This window comes from Bradyrhizobium sp. UFLA05-108 (assembly GCF_059803455.1).
On sequence record NZ_JBANAZ010000019.1, the window covers coordinates 46661 to 62914 of the forward strand.

20 protein-coding genes and 1 pseudogene are annotated in these 16254 nt (G+C 62.4%); 5 read left to right on the top strand and 16 right to left on the bottom strand.

What is annotated here, in order from left to right; translation table 11 throughout:
• Positions 1–61 precede the first annotated feature (61 nt).
• Entirely contained in the window at positions 62–361 is a 300-nt protein-coding gene (locus tag SO140_RS16130) for a hypothetical protein (protein WP_498542809.1), read from the bottom strand.
• Positions 362–418: 57 nt separating this feature from the next.
• Here SO140_RS16130 and SO140_RS16135 point away from each other — a divergent pair, with 57 nt between their 5' ends.
• The gene (locus SO140_RS16135; protein ID WP_498542810.1) at positions 419–616 is read left to right on the top strand and encodes a hypothetical protein; all 198 of its coding nucleotides are present in this window, start codon (positions 419–421) and stop codon (positions 614–616) included.
• A gap of 142 nt (positions 617–758) precedes the next feature.
• Here SO140_RS16135 and SO140_RS16140 read toward each other — a convergent pair.
• Positions 759–1454: pseudogene (locus tag SO140_RS16140) on the bottom strand (HipA domain-containing protein); the annotation flags it as partial.
• 471 nt (positions 1455–1925) lie between these two features.
• Here SO140_RS16140 and SO140_RS16145 point away from each other — a divergent pair.
• Complete coding sequence (locus tag SO140_RS16145; RefSeq protein WP_498542811.1) at positions 1926–2150, top strand: hypothetical protein; 225 nt, start codon at positions 1926–1928, stop codon at positions 2148–2150.
• Positions 2151–2226: 76 nt separating this feature from the next.
• Positions 2227–2613, top strand: coding sequence for a hypothetical protein (locus tag SO140_RS16150; RefSeq protein ID WP_498542812.1), 387 nt, complete (start codon positions 2227–2229; stop codon positions 2611–2613).
• A gap of 664 nt (positions 2614–3277) precedes the next feature.
• On the opposite strand, the gene SO140_RS16155 is transcribed toward SO140_RS16150, so the two are convergent.
• The 5 genes from SO140_RS16155 to SO140_RS16175 form a co-directional block, all read right to left on the bottom strand.
• Positions 3278–3688, bottom strand: coding sequence for a DUF5681 domain-containing protein (locus tag SO140_RS16155; protein ID WP_498542813.1), 411 nt, complete (start codon positions 3686–3688; stop codon positions 3278–3280).
• On the bottom strand, positions 3619–4890 hold the full coding sequence (locus tag SO140_RS16160) for a tyrosine-type recombinase/integrase (protein ID WP_498542814.1): 1272 nt from the start codon (positions 4888–4890) through the stop codon (positions 3619–3621). The genes SO140_RS16155 and SO140_RS16160 overlap by 70 nt, the downstream gene beginning before the upstream one ends.
• 404 nt (positions 4891–5294) lie before the next feature.
• Complete coding sequence (locus SO140_RS16165; RefSeq protein ID WP_449382681.1) at positions 5295–5609, bottom strand: hypothetical protein; 315 nt, start codon at positions 5607–5609, stop codon at positions 5295–5297.
• Positions 5610–5953: 344 nt separating this feature from the next.
• Positions 5954–6568, bottom strand: a complete 615-nt coding sequence (locus SO140_RS16170) for a nuclear transport factor 2 family protein (protein WP_449382682.1) — start codon at positions 6566–6568, stop codon at positions 5954–5956.
• Between the two features lie 210 nt (positions 6569–6778).
• On the bottom strand, positions 6779–7585 hold the full coding sequence (locus SO140_RS16175) for a response regulator (protein ID WP_449382683.1): 807 nt from the start codon (positions 7583–7585) through the stop codon (positions 6779–6781).
• Positions 7586–7793: 208 nt separating this feature from the next.
• Between SO140_RS16175 and SO140_RS16180 the strand changes: the two genes are divergently transcribed.
• Together SO140_RS16180 and SO140_RS16185 are read left to right on the top strand one after the other, a co-directional pair.
• Positions 7794–8024, top strand: a complete 231-nt coding sequence (locus tag SO140_RS16180; RefSeq protein ID WP_254102994.1) for a NepR family anti-sigma factor — start codon at positions 7794–7796, stop codon at positions 8022–8024.
• Positions 8024–8572, top strand: coding sequence for a sigma-70 family RNA polymerase sigma factor (locus SO140_RS16185; RefSeq protein ID WP_027521710.1), 549 nt, complete (start codon positions 8024–8026; stop codon positions 8570–8572). The genes SO140_RS16180 and SO140_RS16185 overlap by 1 nt, the downstream gene beginning before the upstream one ends.
• 156 nt (positions 8573–8728) lie before the next feature.
• Here the strand turns inward: SO140_RS16185 and SO140_RS16190 are convergent, their stop codons facing one another.
• From SO140_RS16190 to SO140_RS16230, 9 genes are all read right to left on the bottom strand, one after another.
• Positions 8729–10387, bottom strand: coding sequence for a CHASE domain-containing protein (locus SO140_RS16190; RefSeq protein ID WP_449382684.1), 1659 nt, complete (start codon positions 10385–10387; stop codon positions 8729–8731).
• A gap of 324 nt (positions 10388–10711) precedes the next feature.
• Complete coding sequence (gene ureG / locus SO140_RS16195; protein WP_254109127.1) at positions 10712–11335, bottom strand: urease accessory protein UreG; 624 nt, start codon at positions 11333–11335, stop codon at positions 10712–10714.
• Positions 11336–11500: 165 nt separating this feature from the next.
• Positions 11501–12226: an urease accessory protein UreF gene (locus tag SO140_RS16200; protein ID WP_449382719.1), complete on the bottom strand. Its 726-nt coding sequence runs from the start codon at positions 12224–12226 to the stop codon at positions 11501–11503.
• Complete coding sequence (locus SO140_RS16205; RefSeq protein ID WP_474801502.1) at positions 12207–12830, bottom strand: urease accessory protein UreE; 624 nt, start codon at positions 12828–12830, stop codon at positions 12207–12209. Before SO140_RS16205 ends, SO140_RS16200 begins: the two co-directional genes overlap by 20 nt.
• A gap of 13 nt (positions 12831–12843) precedes the next feature.
• On the bottom strand, positions 12844–13143 hold the full coding sequence (locus tag SO140_RS16210; protein WP_449382687.1) for a putative quinol monooxygenase: 300 nt from the start codon (positions 13141–13143) through the stop codon (positions 12844–12846).
• A 128-nt stretch (positions 13144–13271) separates the two neighbouring features.
• Positions 13272–14987, bottom strand: a complete 1716-nt coding sequence (gene ureC / locus SO140_RS16215; RefSeq protein WP_474801504.1) for an urease subunit alpha — start codon at positions 14985–14987, stop codon at positions 13272–13274.
• A 34-nt stretch (positions 14988–15021) separates the two neighbouring features.
• Entirely contained in the window at positions 15022–15561 is a 540-nt protein-coding gene (locus tag SO140_RS16220) for an HD domain-containing protein (RefSeq protein ID WP_474801506.1), read from the bottom strand.
• A 57-nt stretch (positions 15562–15618) separates the two neighbouring features.
• Positions 15619–15924: an urease subunit beta gene (locus SO140_RS16225; protein WP_449382690.1), complete on the bottom strand. Its 306-nt coding sequence runs from the start codon at positions 15922–15924 to the stop codon at positions 15619–15621.
• Positions 15925–15933: 9 nt separating this feature from the next.
• A complete protein-coding gene (locus SO140_RS16230; RefSeq protein WP_449382691.1) occupies positions 15934–16236 on the bottom strand; it encodes an urease subunit gamma in 303 nt (100 codons plus the stop codon).
• Positions 16237–16254: the final 18 nt, after the last annotated feature.

The window sequence follows — 16254 nt, forward strand, 5'->3', positions numbered from 1 at the left end:
CGGTTTGGCTCTCTGGAGCGTTGCCTCGGCTTTGGATTGCGTCCTTTTTGCTGTCCTCGACCTAAGACATAGCCGGCAGGTATCCCGAGCGGGCTAAGACGTGCAGCGGCGCGGCGTTGTCCGGGTGTCGCAAGAGGTTGAGCACGCGGCGCTTGAGTTGCATGAACTCACTCGCGGTGACAAGTTCGGTGTTCCTCGGCCGCGCAAATAGTAGGTGGATATCGTCGATCACCCGCCCGGGTCCCCCGCTCATGACGATAATCCGGTCGGCCAGGAACAGCGCTTCTTCGATATCGTGAGTGACAAAAACGGTCGTTGTCGGGATCTTAGTCCGGATCTCGAGCAGCACCTCCTGCATCATGCTGCGCGTTTAGGCGTCCAGCGCGCTGAACGGCTCATCCATCAACAGAATCCGCGGATGACCGAGCCGGTCGATCACCTGAAGCGGGCGATTAACTTTCGTAACAAAGCGCTCACGGTCAGTTCAATCCGGAGAGCGACGCCGAAATCCCGCATTTTCTCAAAATCGACGCGAGCAGTGGAAGCGCTTTGCTATGTCGTGACCGCGCTCGAGCTGCCGGTCTGCGAGGAGGGTCTCTCAAGCGCGTCCGGTTGAATCCTATACTCCGAGATATCGTATGGCCTATGACTAAACGTGCAGCAGGGAGGCATCGAATCAACCAGGCAACTGTGTGGATACGCGACGCCAGCGGCCGGATTGCCACGACAGGGACGCACCAGGTGCGCGGGCCGCTCAGTTAACTGACGAGGCGCATGATGGCTTCAGGCGCGTCGATGAACGCATAGGGATTGAAGAACTGGCGACGCCACAGGAAATTCCGGTCGACTTCGCTGAGCGCGGCCTCGTCGCAAACCAGGGCCCAGTGCTCCTTGATGGCCTTGATTTGTGCAGTAGCGATAATGATCGCTTCCCCCTCATTGAGCAGGAACAAGGGCGCGGCTTTAAGGCAGAGCGCAACTTGCGCTCGCACGCTCCTGTCCCATGATCAACATGGCCTGCGATGCCTCCCCGCCCGTCCGATTTTGCGGGCAGATGTCATAGGCAGGCGTGAGCGTAAGCTCGGCACCATTCCAGAACGCGGCGTGGTTTCGCGCGTGGTCGTCAGTGTTGCCGGACAGGATGTTGAACTCGAGCCTGCCAAAGAGCTCCTTCAAGGTCTCTTTAGATGACGTGAAGCGGTGACGAATGACGGTCGCAAGCTGCTCGTAGCTTGCATAGCGGGCCATCATTTCGTCGAGCTCAAGCAGCGTGAGCGCCGACACCATTGACTTCCGGCGCCAGCCTTCTCGGGCTTTTTCATGGTCGAAGCGCTCGATAAGCAGCACATCCGTTCCAGCGGCGCGCCTGAGGGTCCGGGCGCGACGGCAAGACCGATGATGGCCGCCAGGCGCATGGCGTCGAATTCTGCTTTTACCACGCCGAAGAGGTCGTTCTGGACGTGTCGAATTCAAAAAGAGCAACGAGGGATTTGACAATCACCTGGCGGACATCGCGCGAGCCTGTCTGACAGGGACCGGCGGAGGCCCGATCGCGGCCGGGGTTGCCAGGCGATTCAGGCAGGCCGTGGCGGATCGTGAGATCTACGCCTTCGACTATGATCGTATGCTGAGCGGACTACTTGATGTGCAGCCAGCGTCCGTTCTCGACGTTCTATTTGACGGGGACGAACGAGAGCAGCGGCTAGTTTTTGGCGTTTTCGAACGCTTGCACGAACATCGGTCCAACCCAGCAGACGCGATCTCATGCGCAGCCCTCATCGCCTGGTGTGATCGGAACCGCAACAAGCGCTACCTGCAGGCCGCTTCGATCGTCAGGTTTGCGCGCCGCGCCCGAGAAAAGCGCACCACAGATATGGTCAGACCAGGCGAACGCCCTACTCGCTAACGCACCAGATCCCAAGTCTGTGCTGGCGGTGTTCGTCGAACGGTTCCGACCGATGAGTTGGAGCGGCTCCCGAGCCGCGCTGATCGAGGCGAACGCTCGCTTGCTCGACGAGCTCGACCCCGAGATCTCGGACAAACTGATCTCGTTCGTCAACGAAGCAAGGGATCGATTTGCACGAGACGTTGCCGCTGAGCGACAGTGGGAGACTGAGCGCGATCGAACCCGAGACGAGCGGTTCGAATGAGTTCGGCGGGGCACCAACGGTCCGATGTTCGACCGAGTCCATACGCCCGACTTGAGCTAGCGCAAAGGTCTCGATATTGGACGTTATCGAGACAAAGCTCGAACCGAAGCCCGCCCTGCTTGTGGACATCCGCACGCCTGCGTTGTGCGCGACCCGAACCCTGCTATCCTACTTGCACCGATCGGCGATGATTTTGAACGAGAGCGATCCGGCTAGGGCGAAAAAAGTGAATCGGTTGCGACACGGGCTGTTCGGTTTAACCATCATCGTGCAAGTGGCAGGAGCGGCCGTTGCTTATCTTGTCCCTGCGCATTCGGAAGCCGGATTGATCGCAACTCTGTTTTCCTCAGCTATCGCGGTGGGGCTCTATGCCTCGAATGCAGTGGAAGCGCGAAAGCTGAAGGAGCGCCTTGATACCATGTCAGTAGCCACAAACCTGTTCAATTTGCAAAATTTCACCTGAACGAGCGGACCTTCCCCCTTCTGCGATCGCGCTTCGTCCCGCCCTCTGGTTCGCAGGTCTCGCTCTGATTCGTTTCAATTGGAAACTCCGACGCAGGCGAAACCGGTCCCGCAGCTGTTGGCTGCGCCCTTCTGAAAGTTTGTCGGCAGCCAATGGACCACAGTAGAGGTGTTCACCAAGCCGTTGCCGGACCCGCCGGCGCCGGTGAGGCGCACGCTTGGACGGCGGACATATATGAGTCAGCCCGACGGCAAGGCGGAAGTCCATTGGACGAGTGCTCAACACGAAATTTTTGCAACGCCGGTCGAAAGCCCTGCGGTGACTAACATGGTCGTGACAAAACCTGCTAAGAGGGTGCGGTCCCGGAAAAAGTAAAGCTCGCGCTGGCCTAGGGACGCACGGCGCGGCGCGCGATGACCCCGACCCGGATGTCGCGGAAGTAAATCAGCTAAGTCTCATGGTTGGGATTGCTAATCACCCACCGGGCCGACGGTCAGCAGCCGTGGTCCCATGGTTTGCGACGCGCTCCCACCTGCCGCAATGCGAAGAAGTTCGGCATCGCTCAATACCCGAACGCGGGCCCGGCGATCCGCAAGCTTAGCGGCCTCGAATGCCTTGACGGCGCAGGCAACCACCTTCGAAATTTCGGCCGCATCGACGGGTGTTAGACGGCCCGTGGCACCGCACTCATCACCTCGGACATCGCATCGGCAGCATCGCGGGCAGAGTTGATCGGCCGCAATTGGAAAGTCACGGGCCGATCCTTGGCCGGAGGCATGATGCGGTCGAGGCACCATCGCATCGCTATTGGATGGCCCTTTTTGCCCATTTGAATGGCCTTCCGCATGATCTCTTCGGCTTCGCCGTTGAGCATCGCCTCGCAGAAGACGGTTGTGGCATTCCTCGAGCCCTTCGGGCGGCCATTTGGATTTCCAGAAATAACCTTCGGGAATCGCCCCGCCTGCTTTTTTCTGTATTTCAGGTGACATCGTTCCGCTCCCGCGTTTATGCAACCTCCGATGTGAGGCGTGGAGGTGCAATCACGTTGGAAGCGCTTGTGACATATCGCCCCCACGCTCCCATCAATTGCCGCCGCTTCTTCAATGCATTCCCGCGTCGATAAGCTTGCTCTGTTTCATCGCCCACCTTGTGAGCCAACGCCATCTCGGCAATGTCTCGTTCGAAACGTGTCTCGTCACCCGCCCAATCGCGGAAACTGGACCGGCAACCGTGCGTCGTCATCGCCGGATAAACTGCTTTAAGTGCGTGGAGCACGGCATTCATGCCGAGCGGCTTGGTGTAGTCCTTCGACCACTGCCCGGCAAACACGTAGGCATCGGGCGCGGCGTCCTTCGGAATGACCGCTTTCAAGATCGCGATAGCGCGGTCGCAGAGCGGCACTTCGAAATCCTTGCCTTCAGGATCGTCCTCCGTCTTCATCCGGTCCGCCGGGATGGTCCAAAGCCGTTCCGCGAAGTCCACCTCGCGCACGCGCATGAAACGGGCTTCACTGGTCCGCACGGCTGTTAGGATGATGTATTCAGCGGCAAGGTTCACGGCCGTGTCGGCCGCTTCGTGCTTGCCGTGCAGTGCCCGCACGATGCCGGGCACGTCCTTGTAGGGCGCGGCCTTGTGGTGGCGCTTTGACCGCTTCGGCTTCGGCAAGAGCGGCTTCAAGGTCTTCCACATGGCGGGGTTCTTGCTGGATCGGAGCCCCTTGGCATCCGCAACGTCGAGCACGCGCTCAATCCGGCTTCGCGTCTCACGCGCCGTGCGGTTGATCCTCATCCATATCGGCGATAGGATCGCCAACACGTCGTTGGTGGTGATGTCAGCAAGCTTCTTCGCCCGGATGGGTTTGCATCGCACCTCAAGGTCCCGCTTCCAGTCCGCGAGCGTATTCTTGCCTTTGAAGCCTGCCTTGATCGATGCCAAGAAGGCATCGGCGAATTCTCCGAACGTGGTGCCTGCCACCGCTTCGGCCCGTCGCTCCGTCGCCGGGTCCTTACCCTGGAGCAGCATCTTGCGGGCGTCTGCTGCCTTGAGGCGAGCATCGGCGGGCGACAAGCCGTCCTTGCCCTTCCCCTTGGCTGGGCCAAGACCGATCTCTCGGCGCTTGCTGGTGCCGCGCACACGGTACAGGAAAATCCATTGGCGCCGCCCGTGTGCGCCGGCCTCGATTGCGAGGTAGAGCCCACCGCCATCGCTGTAGCGTCCGGGCTTAGCGATTGTCTCCGCTTCACGCGCGGAGAGCTTGTGCAACTGCCTCTTGGCCATTCCCGCCCCACCATCCGCCCCACCATTGAACACGGATCGCGGCGAATTCCGGCGAACTTCCGTGAACGATGGCGGAATGTAATGCGGGAATTATAGCAGAACTAACAAGCGGTTAGAAGCTATCAGCGAGCCGCAGTGAACGCCTGCGGAATTGCCCCGCAGACGGGGTGATGCCAGTCGCGCCTTACTTTTTTCTGCGGGGCCACTGTCTCCCATCGGATTACATTCCCCAGTCCGGATAGCGATTGTCATACGGATCAGGCTGACGATCGAATGGTGCTGGGTGGTAGGGGATCGGCCGCCCAGGCGTTGCGTAGGCAAAGCCAGGAACAGTATCTACGACCACGCCTTGCTTGCCGCGCACAACCCCATGTCGGCGGTGTGAGTGAGAGGCCGCAGCGGCGCTAGCCGATGCACACAAAGCGATCAAAAGGATCAGGGCTGAGATCGACCGCATCGTATCTCGCTCCCGTCGATTGCTGCGCACGTACAATTACCACGCCAGCATGGCCTGCCGTAGCTGATCCAGAGGCCAAGCTCCGTGCTCTCGCCGACCCGCCTGATGGTGAAGACGGCTCGAGGATGTCGCTGATGTCATCCTTGTCGATGCCGAGGAAGTTATCGGACACTTTGAACAGAACTTCGTTGCCTTGCGCACGGTCGAGACCACGAACTGCGCAACCCGTACCGGGCATCGCGTCGACAGCGTCCTCCACCATATGGACGATCAGTTAGTGCAACTGGCCCTGCTGATTATTTCCGAACGACATGGCCGTGGAGCTGGGCGGCCGAGCCGGACTTCGCAACCTCGTGTGCGATCATCCGGCTAGCGCTGGGAAGCCAAGAAGGCCGCCCCGCTGAGTCTTCGGATTGGCGCTAGTGGAAACGCCCGCCTTCGCAGTGCCGGTATTCTTGACGGCTGCGACGATCGCGACACTTCCGGTAGTTGCGCCACGACATGGGTACACGTCGAAACGTTAAGACTGGCTAAAGCAGATCATTCGAATCGCGCGCGACACAACCAAGGATGCGCGGCAAGTTGCCACATACACGGAATCCGCGATCACGCTGCGCCTGACCGCGCCGCGCCGCCCAGCCACTCGCGCCCTTCCGCATAAAGCTTCTCGACCTCGGCGCCGGTCAGGCCGGGCATGTCGCGCTTGACCTTGTAGCCGATCAACTCCTGCATGTAGCCGAGGTGGCGGTAACCTTCGGGAAGCGCCGCCAAGCGCTCAGCCTCGAGCCGGAGGACCGCGGCGGGATCGATCGGATCGAGCCGGTCCTTCTCATAGATCGGCTGGCGGCGGACGATGCCCCATTGGCCCTGCCGCTTCTCCAGGAAATCGTAGAAGCGTCCGGTGCAGACCACGTCGCAGACGACGTCGTGGACCGGCGCCCGCTGCGAGATCGTCATCTTGGTCTGCGCGATGGCGCGCTCGCCGGCGAGATCGATGCTGGTGCCGCCGAGGAAGTGCAGGATGCGCACACCCTTGGCAAAACCTTCGCGGCTCACCCGGATGAAGTCCGCCGCCGGGCCCTGAAACCAGGTCGCCGACATCCAGCCCTCCGCATGCCAGACTGTGGCAAAGCGCTCCCAGTCACCAGCGTCGCGCCAGACCACCCAGTTCTCGAGGAGATCGCGGATAGCGAGGCGATCGAGCTGTGACTGATCGAGCATGGGCAAATTCTCCGGACAGATCCGGCCGCCTCGCGACCGTTTCCATCACCTATGGAGGACGAATTCCGCGGCCGTCAAGCGCGCCGGACCAACAACAAAAATCCGGCACACCCTCGTCGGCGCGCCGGATTAGTTCGTCACGACGTTCTATGTCTTGCGCCGCAGCTTCGTTATGCCGCGGGCGCCTTCGTTACGCCGCGGGCGCCTTGCTTACGCCGCGGGCGCCTTGGGCGTGCGGTTGCGGGAGTTGCGCTGGAAGAACAGTGCCTGGCTCGCCACCGCCGAGACCATCGCGGGCTGGAACGGCTTTGAGATCAGGAACGCCGGCTCCGGCCGCTCGCCGGTAAGGAAGCGCTCCGGATAAGCGGTGATGAACACCACCGGCACCTCGAAGCTGCGCAGGAGCTCGTTGACTGCGTCAAGGCCCGAGGAGCCGTCGGCAAGCTGGATGTCTGCGAGGATCAGGCCGGGCCGCTTGTTCTTGGCGAGCGCCACTGCATCCGCATGCGTGCGGGCCACGCCGACAACGTTGTGCCCGAGATTCTTCACGAGGCTCTCGAGGTCCATCGCGATGAAGGTCTCGTCCTCGATGATCAGCACATCGGTCGCGATCTCCGCCGCCATCTCGCGGCCTGCAGCATCCGCGAGCTTGCGCGTTTCGCCGACGTCGGTGCCGAGGATGAAGGCAACCTCTTCCTCCGAAAATCCCTCGAGCGACAGCAGCAGGAAGGCCTGGCGCGGCAAGGGCGTAATGTTCGACAGCCGTCGCTCCGGCGGCATCGGCAACGTCGTCACCTCAGCATCGTCGTTGAGCGAGACCGAATTCCAGATCTGGGTGAACAGCCGGAACAGGCCGGCACGCGGTCCGTGGCTCTCATCGAGCACCGACGGATCCCCGAGCATGGCTTCCAACATGGCTGCGACATAGGCGTCGCCGGACGGCTGGCTGCCCGTCAGGGCACGCGCGTACCGGCGCAACAACGGCAAGTGTTCAGCAACAAGCTGTGATCGGGACATCCCCACTCCATTCGTCTTCGGGCCAGACATCGGCCAGGGGCGGCCCGGGTTCCCCTGCTGGCGTGACTACGCTTCAACCACAGAAAAGTTCCGGAACGGCTGGAACTTTTTGTGCAACTTCGCATTAGGCCTTACTAGGGAACGGCTCCCGGTTGAGAAAATTTCTCGATTTGACAGTGACTTAACTCGGGGAAACGTGGAACAGGTCATGAAAGATCTCAAATCTCAAGCCAGTAGAAACACGACCCCCGGCAAGGGAGGGCTGACACCGGAAATCCAATCCCGGATCGGCCATCAATTGCGCGCCATGTACGACGACGTCGTGCGGCAGGGGGTTCCCGAGCGGTTCGCCGAGCTGATCAAGAAGCTTGATGCGCCGGGAGGAACACCCCAAGATCAAACCAATGGGGGATCCAACGACAACAATGGGAGGGACTAATGCCTCTCACGGAATCCCTGCGCGACGACATCCTGGCAGCAGTCCCGAGCCTGCGCGCGTTCGCCATCTCACTGAGCGGCAATGCCGACAGAGCCGACGATCTGGTCCAGGAGACGTTGTTGCGCGCACTCGCCAACATCGACTCGTTCCAGCCTGGCTCGAACCTGCCGGCCTGGCTGTTCACCATCCTGCGCAACCTGTTCCGCTCCGACTATCGCAAGCGGCGGCGGGAGGTGGAGGATGCTGAAGGCAACTATGCCAAGACGCTGAAGACCCAGCCGTCGCAGAATGCGCATCTTGAGTTCGAGGAGTTTCGTGCAGCCCTCGACAAGCTGCCCCAGGACCAGCGCGAGGCGCTGATCCTCGTCGGTGCGTCCGGCTTCTCCTATGAGGACGCGGCCTCGATCTGCGGCTGCGCGGTCGGCACGATCAAGAGCCGCGTCAATCGCGCGCGCTCGAAGCTCGCGGCACTGCTGTATGTCGACGGCGCCGAAGATTTCGGCCCCGACGAGACCGTGCGCGCCGTGATCGGCGGCAGCGGCGGCTGACGGACAACTTAGGTCGGTGGTGGACAAGGAAAAGGCGGCCACTTCCGTGGCCGCCTTGGCGTGCGTGAGTGATGACTTCGGACAGTGATGACTTCGGACGCCTTTCCTTCTCCCCTTGCTTACCTTGCGCGAGAGGAAGCGGAAATCGCGGCGACTTCAGCGCACCGGCCTGACCGGCGCCGAGAATTTTTCCGTGCGGTCGCGCTCGGTCATGTCCACGACGGTCTCCATCGGCGCGGTCAACTCGTAGACGTAGGAGGCATCGGTGAAGTAGCGCTTGGCGGTGCCGCCGAGCGCTTCGGGCGCGACGCGGTCGAGCAGGATCAGGCCGAAATCGGAATCCGCGCGCCGCGTCGCCTCGCTGGTGTTGAACTCCTCCCAGCGGAAATGGAAGACCGTATCGGGCGCCTCGCCCGTCACCGTCCAGTTCGCAGTGATGTGAGGATGCTTGCCGACCAGCGACAGGCCCTCGTCGGAATGCGAGGCGAGCTCGAAGAACAGCAGCGACAGGCTCTGCGCGGCACGCGCACTGACCGCGATGTCGGGCCCGCTGATGGCGATGCGATCGGCATGCGGAATGGCGCGCGCCTCGAACAGGCCTTTCAGCTTGACGCCCTGCCACTGGCTCTCGCTGAGCAGCGAAACCACGTTGGACATCGCGTGAATGCGCCCGATCAACAATTCACGCGCCACGTCGATGTCGGAGCCGTGGCGCAGCGTGCGCGTCACGATCGACTGGATCACCGCCAGAATGTTCTTCACGCGATGATTGAGCTCGTCGATGACGGCCGTCAATCGGCGCTCGAAACCGATCCGCACCTGGATTTCGCGGCTGAGCCTCAAGTTGTTGTAGGCGACATAGCCGAACAGACCGCACACCATCGCCGTGATGGCGAAGCCGATCGCCGCGACGATGACTGCGGTCTGCTCGGCACGCCGCGCCGAATTGGTCTTGGCGAAGTAGCTGAGCTGCCAGTCGCGGCCGCCGAAGCTGACCGTGCGCGTCGAGGAGGGCTGTGGACCATCCTGCGAGATGGTCCGCGCGCTGACGACGCCCTGATCGTTGGCGATCAGCTCGCCGCCCGTCGCGCGCGGATCGCGCAATGCGACGGAGAACAGCGACATGTCGTCATTGGTCAGCATCAGCGAGGCGAGCTCGTAGGAAAACGTGATGAAGCCCGCAGGCTCCGTCGCCCCTTCCGGAATGACGGGCGCGGCCACGATGATGCCCATGGGTCCGTTGGGACGGAGCAGCGGCACCGGATCGGAGGCGACCGACTTCTTCTCGGCCATGGCGCGCGCCAGCATCGCGCCGCGCACGCCGTCCTGATCGAAGCTGCGGCCGGGCAGCGCCTTGGTCTCCTCACTGCGCGGCTCGAGATCCATCAGCACGTTGATCGGCTGGGTGATCTTCGTGGTGTCGAGCGGCGTGTCGTCGTAGTTGCGGATGCTCGCATTGGGAAAGCCGGCGGAGCTGAGCGCCACCTGCGCCGCGCTCAGCTCCGCCGGCTTGAGCCGTGCGATCCAGGATGCGACCACGAAATCGGTCTTGAAGGCATAGATGGCGGAGCGCAGCGGCTCCAGCATGTTCGGCTTGATCACGGCGGGCGTGCGGAACAGGCCGGAGGCGACGCGCGCCAGAAGCTCGCGCTCGGTCAGTCGGTCCTGCACCAGGCTTGCATGAACGTCGATCGCGCGGGCCAGCGCGATGCGATCGATCGCCAGCTCCTGATCGTGGACGCGATAGGCCGCGAGCCCGGAGAGCAGTATCCCGAGCAGCGCGATAAAACCGATGATGAATCCCAGCCGAACCACTCGTTTACTCAGAAGGTGAGAGGCTGGCGAATAACACGGAGCATCTGAACGCCGCTCGAACGGCCAATTGCCGAAAGAGAATGAGACCCCACGGAAGACGATAATGAAGGAGGAGCCATCGTGACGCAACTTGGGTTGACCGGAATGCTTAATCCGCCAGCCTGGGCGTCAGCGCTCCGGGCACCGAAGTAAGTTAATCACCGTGGCGAACATTGGTTCCGCGGAGACACATTTTGCCGCAGATATTAACGGGCAGATACTAACACTCGTGTCAGACTTGGCTGATGTCGCCAGGCGTCCGACCTGCCCTTCAATCCGTCCTCGTCAGCCCGCCCTTTTCAACCCGCCTTTGGCCTCGATGAAGCCGATGATGCGGTCGAGCCCCTCGCTCTTCTTCAGGTTGGTCATGACGAACGGCCGCTCGCCCCGCATCCGCTTGGCATCAAGCTGCATCTTCTCCAGCGAGGCGCCGACATGCGGTGCGAGGTCGATCTTGTTGATGACCAGGAGGTCGGAGCGCGTGATGCCCGGCCCCCCCTTGGACGGGATCTTGTCGCCCGCGGCCACGTCGATGACATAGATGGTGATGTCGGCGAGCTCCGGGGAAAAAGTGGCAGCGAGATTGTCGCCGCCGGACTCGATCAGCACCAGATCAAGTCCGGGAAATTTTGCGCGCATATCGGCAACCGCCGCCAGATTCATCGAAGCGTCTTCGCGGATCGCGGTATGCGGGCAGCCGCCGGTTTCGACGCCGGCGATGCGGTCCGGCGTCAGCGAGCCCGAGCGCACGAGATATTCCGCATCCCACTTGGTGTAGATGTCGTTGGTGATCGCCGCGATATCGTAGCGCTCGCGCATGGACTTGCAGAGCAGATCCATCAGCGCGGTCTTGCCCGATCCGACGGGACCGCCGACACCGACACGCAGGGGGCCGTGAGAAGTCGCCATATCGATTGCACTTTCCTTGTATCGTCGTCCTGGCGAAAGCCGGGACCCATTACCACTGAACTCTGCTGTTGCGGCGGGCTGCGGCCACAGCCGTGCATAACCACGAGCCTTTGTGGTTATGGATCCTGGCTTTCGCCAGGACGACGACGGACTCTGCCGCAGCCATCACGACCTGAACAGCCGCGTATATTGGGTCTCGTGCCGCAGGCTTGCGAGATCGGCGCGGAACGTCGCGCTGCCGAGATCGTCCAGGGTCGCGCTCAACGCGCGCGCGGCGGTCGCGGCAACGGCGACCTCCAGTGAAGCGAGCACACGCTGGCTGTCGGTCTGCCCGAGCGGGATCAGCCGACTCGCCGCCGAAATCCAGTTCGAGACCAGCGCGTGCAAAAAGGCGTGCAGCGTGGGCTCGAGCCGAATGCCATGGGCGCTAGCGACCACGCCGACCGCGACGGGATAGACCAGTGGCCCTGCGCAGGCCGTGACCATCGCGTCCAGCCCATCCGCATTCCAGGCTGCGCGCGCGATGTCGATGAAGGCGCGGCCCTGCGCGGTGGTCTCGAGCTGCCGCTCGCGCGAGGGCACGAAGGCGGCCGCAAGCTCCGCAGTTTCGCGCAAGCGAGCCTCATCGCCCGCCTCCACCGCGCGAAACGCCTGCACCAGGAAGGTGGCATCGCAAAAGCCTGCGCCATCGCCGAGCATCGCGTCGAGCCAGTTCGCGAGCGTTGCCGTATCGGTGATGTCGCCCGCCTCCACCGCCCATTCGATGCCGCTGGAGTAGGAGAACCCGCCGACGGGAAACGCCGGCGACAGCCACGTCATCAGCCGGTAGAGCGCCGCCGCCTCACGCTCGGTCAGGCCGGTGTCAACCGGCTCATTTGTGGTCATGAGCATGGCCGTGGCCGTGATGATGGTCGGGATGCTCGCAATGCGCGTCGTGGTGATGATGGTGACCGTGATCATGCGCGGCATGATCATGGTGGTGATGGTCATCATCGTGGTGGTGATGCCCGTGGCCATGATGCGCATGGTCATCATGCCGATGATCATCAGCATGCGCGTGGCCAGCATCGGCATAGGCGCCGCCTTCAGGATCGAAGGGAGCCTCGATCTCGATCACCCGCGCACCCAAACCTTTCACCATCGCCTGGATGACGTGATCCTTTCGGATACGCAGGCTCTTCGCCATGATCTGCGTCGGCAGGTGCCGGTTGCCGAGATGCCAGGCGACGCGGATGAGATGGTGCGGATCGTGGCCGCGGATCTCGAGCAGCGGCTCGGGAGCGGCGACCACCTCGACCAGCCGGCCGTCCTCCAGCACCAGCGCATCGCCGCCGCGCAGCGCGACGGCGTTTTCCAGGTCGAGCAGGAATTGAAGACCGCGGGTGCCCGTCATCGCCATGCGGCGACGGTGCCGGTCGTCGAAATCGAGCACGACGGTATCCGCCGCTGCTTCCGTGAAGCGGTGCTGCCCCCTGACCTGCGTCGCCCGGATCATGTGCTTTTCCCTGTTACCGAGTCTCGACCTTTTCCGGCGTGATCACTTCCACCTTCGGCGGCGCCGCAAAGCACTTCACCGCGACGCGGCCGAAGGTCTTCACGTGCTCCATGGCACGATGCGGCACCAGCGCCTCGGCATTCTCCCACTGCTCGACGAACACCATCTTGGTGTGATCGGTGATGCTCTCGTGCAGATCATAGGCGATATTGTCGGGCTCCTTCCGCGTCTCCTTGATGCAGGCGGTGGCCGCTGCAATGAATTCGGCGCGCGTTTCGGGCTTGATGGTCAAGGTGGCAACGACGTAGATCACGAGAAATCCTCCCGGCTTTTCTTCTGGTTCAAGATACCGGGCGTGACATTAGACCAAGCGCGACGAGACGCAAAACCGGAAAATGCGCCCTCGGACAGGCTCCGAGGGCGCAGCGTTCGACGGTAATTTCAGTACATGAAATACCGCTGCGCCATCGGCAGCACCTCGGCGGGCGCGCAGGTGAGAAGCTCGCCGTCGGCGCGCACCTCATAGGTCTCCGGATCGACCTCGATACTGGGCGTGGCGTCGTTGTGAACCATGCTCTTCTTGGAGATCTTGCCGCGGGTGTTCTGGACGGCATAGAGCTTCTTGTCGATGCCGAGCTTTCGCGCGAGGCCGCCGGTGACCGCGGCCTTCGAGGTGAAGACGACGGATGATGCCGTGCGCGCCTTGCCAAAGGCTCCGAACATCGGCTGGTAATGCACCGGCTGCGGCGTCGGGATCGAGGCGTTGGGATCACCCATGGGAGCAGCGACGATCGTTCCGCCCTTGACGATGCAGTCCGGCTTGACGCCGAAGAAGGCCGGCGACCACAGCACGAGATCGGCGAGCTTGCCCTTCTCAACCGAACCGATCAGTTTTGAGACGCCATGAGCGATCGCGGGATTGATCGTGTATTTCGCGATGTAGCGCTTGACGCGAAAGTTGTCGTTGTCCTTGCCCTTGTCCTGCGGCAGGGACCCGCGCTGCTTTTTCATCTTGTCGGCCGTCTGCCAGGTGCGGATGATGACCTCGCCGAGCCGGCCCATGGCCTGCGAGTCCGAGGACATCATCGAGAGCGCGCCGAGGTCATGCAGGATATCTTCGGCCGCGATGGTCTCCTTGCGGATGCGGCTCTCGGCAAATGCGAGGTCTTCGGCGATCGAGGGATCGAGGTGGTGGCACACCATCAGCATGTCCAGATGCTCGTCGATGGTGTTGCGGGTGAAGGGGCGCGTCGGATTGGTCGAGGACGGCAGCACGTTCTTCAGGCCCGCGACCTTGATGATGTCGGGGGCATGACCGCCGCCGGCGCCCTCGGTGTGGAAGGCGTGGATGGTGCGGCCCTTGAAGGCCTTGATCGTATCCTCGACGAAGCCGGACTCGTTCAGCGTATCGGAATGCAGCATGACCTGGACGTCGTAGTCGTCGGCAACCGAAAGGCAGTTGTCGATCGCCGCCGGCGTCGTGCCCCAGTCTTCATGCAGCTTGAGAGCGCAGGCGCCGGCTTTGATCATCTCGACCAACGCTGCGGGCCGCGAGGCGTTGCCCTTGCCGGAAATGCCGAGGTTGACCGGGAAGGCGTCGAATGACTGGATCATCCGCCCGATGTGCCACGGACCCGGCGTACACGTGGTGGCGAACGTGCCGTGCGAGGGACCGGTGCCGCCGCCCAGCATCGAGGTGACGCCGCTCATCAGCGCGTGCTCGATCTGCTGCGGGCAGATGAAATGGATGTGGCTGTCGAAGCCGCCGGCCGTGAGGATCTTGCCTTCGCCGGCAATCACGTCGGTGCCGGGGCCGATGACGATGGTCACGCCGGGCTGGATGTCGGGATTGCCGGCCTTGCCAATCGCGGAGATCATGCCGTCCTTGATCGCCACGTCGGCCTTGACGATGCCCCAGTGGTCGACGATCAGCGCGTTGGTGATGACCGTGTCGGCCGCGCCCTGCTTGTTGGTGACCTGGGACTGCCCCATGCCGTCGCGTATCACCTTGCCGCCGCCGAACTTCACCTCCTCGCCATAGGTTGTGAAATCCTTCTCGACCTCGATGACGAGATCAGTGTCGGCCAGCCGCACCTTGTCGCCGGTGGTCGGGCCGAACATGTCGGCATAGACGGAACGCTTCATCTTGACGGACATCACGAGCCCCGTTTGCATTTGAATGTTTGGCCGGTCACAGCGAGGCCCTCGCTGCTTTCACGGCATCGTCGAATTTCGCATCGAGCCATTGATTGCCGCCGCGGCAACCGGCGACCACCTGCTCGGCCCAGCTGGTATAGTCGACGAGATCGTCGCGCTCCTCGCGGCTCGGGTCGGCATGAATGCGCGCGCCGATATTGCTGATCTTGTCGGCGATCTTGATCAGTTTTGCGCCGGCGGATTTGTGAGGAGCGTCCTCGACCTGCTTTTGCCGCCGTTTGGCTTTCGGCAAGTTCATGTCGTCGGTGCACTCGACGACGAGCAAGGCAACGCGATCGGAGAATTTCTCCGCCAGCTCCTCGCGCGTGGTGTCGGTGTCCTCGATCGTGTCGTGCAGCCAGCCGGCGGCGACGAGCTCGGCATCCGCACCATCGGTCGCTTTGGCGAGCAGGTTCGCGACCTCGGCAAGATGATTGACGTAAGGCTCATTCCCTCGCCCCTTGCGCGCCATCCCGTTGTGGCGGTGTGCGGCGAATTCGGCAGCTTCAGAGACAAGACGGATTGGCGAGAGCATGGCGGGATCCTCCGTTTCGCTCTCAACCGTGCCGTCGCACGCTTCGTTCCTGGAGGCTCACAGCTTCCCCATCACGTCGCCGCGAAAGCCGTAGATGGTTTTCTTGCCGGCGAGCGCGACGAGCTGGACGTCGCGGGTCTGGCCGGGCTCGAAGCGGACGGCGGTGCCTGCGGCGATGTCGAGGCGCATGCCGCGGGCCTTCTTGCGATCGAACTTCAAGGCTGGATTGGTTTCGAAGAAATGATAGTGCGAGCCGACCTGGATCGGGCGGTCGCCGGCGTTGGCGACGGTCAGCGTGACGGTCTTGCGGCCCGCGTTGAGCTCGATCTCGCCGTCCTTGATGAAGAGTTCGCCGGGGATCATGTTCTGCTCCTACCTGATCGGCTCATGCACGGTGACGAGCTTCGTCCCGTCCGGGAACGTCGCTTCGACCTGGATGTCTTGGATCATCTCGGGGATGCCCGGCATCACCTGGTCGCGGGTCAGGACCTGCGCGCCGGCCTGCATCAACTCGGCGACGGTGCGGCCGTCACGCGCTCCTTCCAGAATGAAATCGGAGATGATCGCGATCGCCTCGGGGTGGTTGAGCTTGACGCCGCGCTCGAGCCTGCGCCGCGCCACGATGGCAGCCATCGAGACCAGAAGCTTGTCCTTTTCGCGGGGAGACAGGTTCATGCAAAATCTCTGTTCGTG

Coding starts and splice junctions, on each gene's coding strand:
- SO140_RS16135 (WP_498542810.1), top strand. CDS start 419: ATGACCGAGCCGGTCGATCACCTGAAGCGGGCGATTAACTTTCGTAAC.
- SO140_RS16225 (WP_449382690.1), bottom strand. CDS start 15,924: ATGATCCCCGGCGAACTCTTCATCAAGGACGGCGAGATCGAGCTCAAC.
- SO140_RS16175 (WP_449382683.1), bottom strand. CDS start 7,585: ATGTCCCGATCACAGCTTGTTGCTGAACACTTGCCGTTGTTGCGCCGG.
- SO140_RS16160 (WP_498542814.1), bottom strand. CDS start 4,890: ATGGCCAAGAGGCAGTTGCACAAGCTCTCCGCGCGTGAAGCGGAGACA.
- SO140_RS16200 (WP_449382719.1), bottom strand. CDS start 12,226: ATGCTCATGACCACAAATGAGCCGGTTGACACCGGCCTGACCGAGCGT.
- SO140_RS16130 (WP_498542809.1), bottom strand. CDS start 361: ATGATGCAGGAGGTGCTGCTCGAGATCCGGACTAAGATCCCGACAACG.
- SO140_RS16170 (WP_449382682.1), bottom strand. CDS start 6,568: ATGCTCGATCAGTCACAGCTCGATCGCCTCGCTATCCGCGATCTCCTC.
- SO140_RS16185 (WP_027521710.1), top strand. CDS start 8,024: ATGCCTCTCACGGAATCCCTGCGCGACGACATCCTGGCAGCAGTCCCG.
- SO140_RS16230 (WP_449382691.1), bottom strand. CDS start 16,236: ATGAACCTGTCTCCCCGCGAAAAGGACAAGCTTCTGGTCTCGATGGCT.
- SO140_RS16180 (WP_254102994.1), top strand. CDS start 7,794: ATGAAAGATCTCAAATCTCAAGCCAGTAGAAACACGACCCCCGGCAAG.
- ureG (WP_254109127.1), bottom strand. CDS start 11,335: ATGGCGACTTCTCACGGCCCCCTGCGTGTCGGTGTCGGCGGTCCCGTC.
- ureC (WP_474801504.1), bottom strand. CDS start 14,987: ATGTCCGTCAAGATGAAGCGTTCCGTCTATGCCGACATGTTCGGCCCG.
- SO140_RS16205 (WP_474801502.1), bottom strand. CDS start 12,830: ATGATCCGGGCGACGCAGGTCAGGGGGCAGCACCGCTTCACGGAAGCA.
- SO140_RS16220 (WP_474801506.1), bottom strand. CDS start 15,561: ATGCTCTCGCCAATCCGTCTTGTCTCTGAAGCTGCCGAATTCGCCGCA.
- SO140_RS16165 (WP_449382681.1), bottom strand. CDS start 5,609: ATGGTGGAGGACGCTGTCGACGCGATGCCCGGTACGGGTTGCGCAGTT.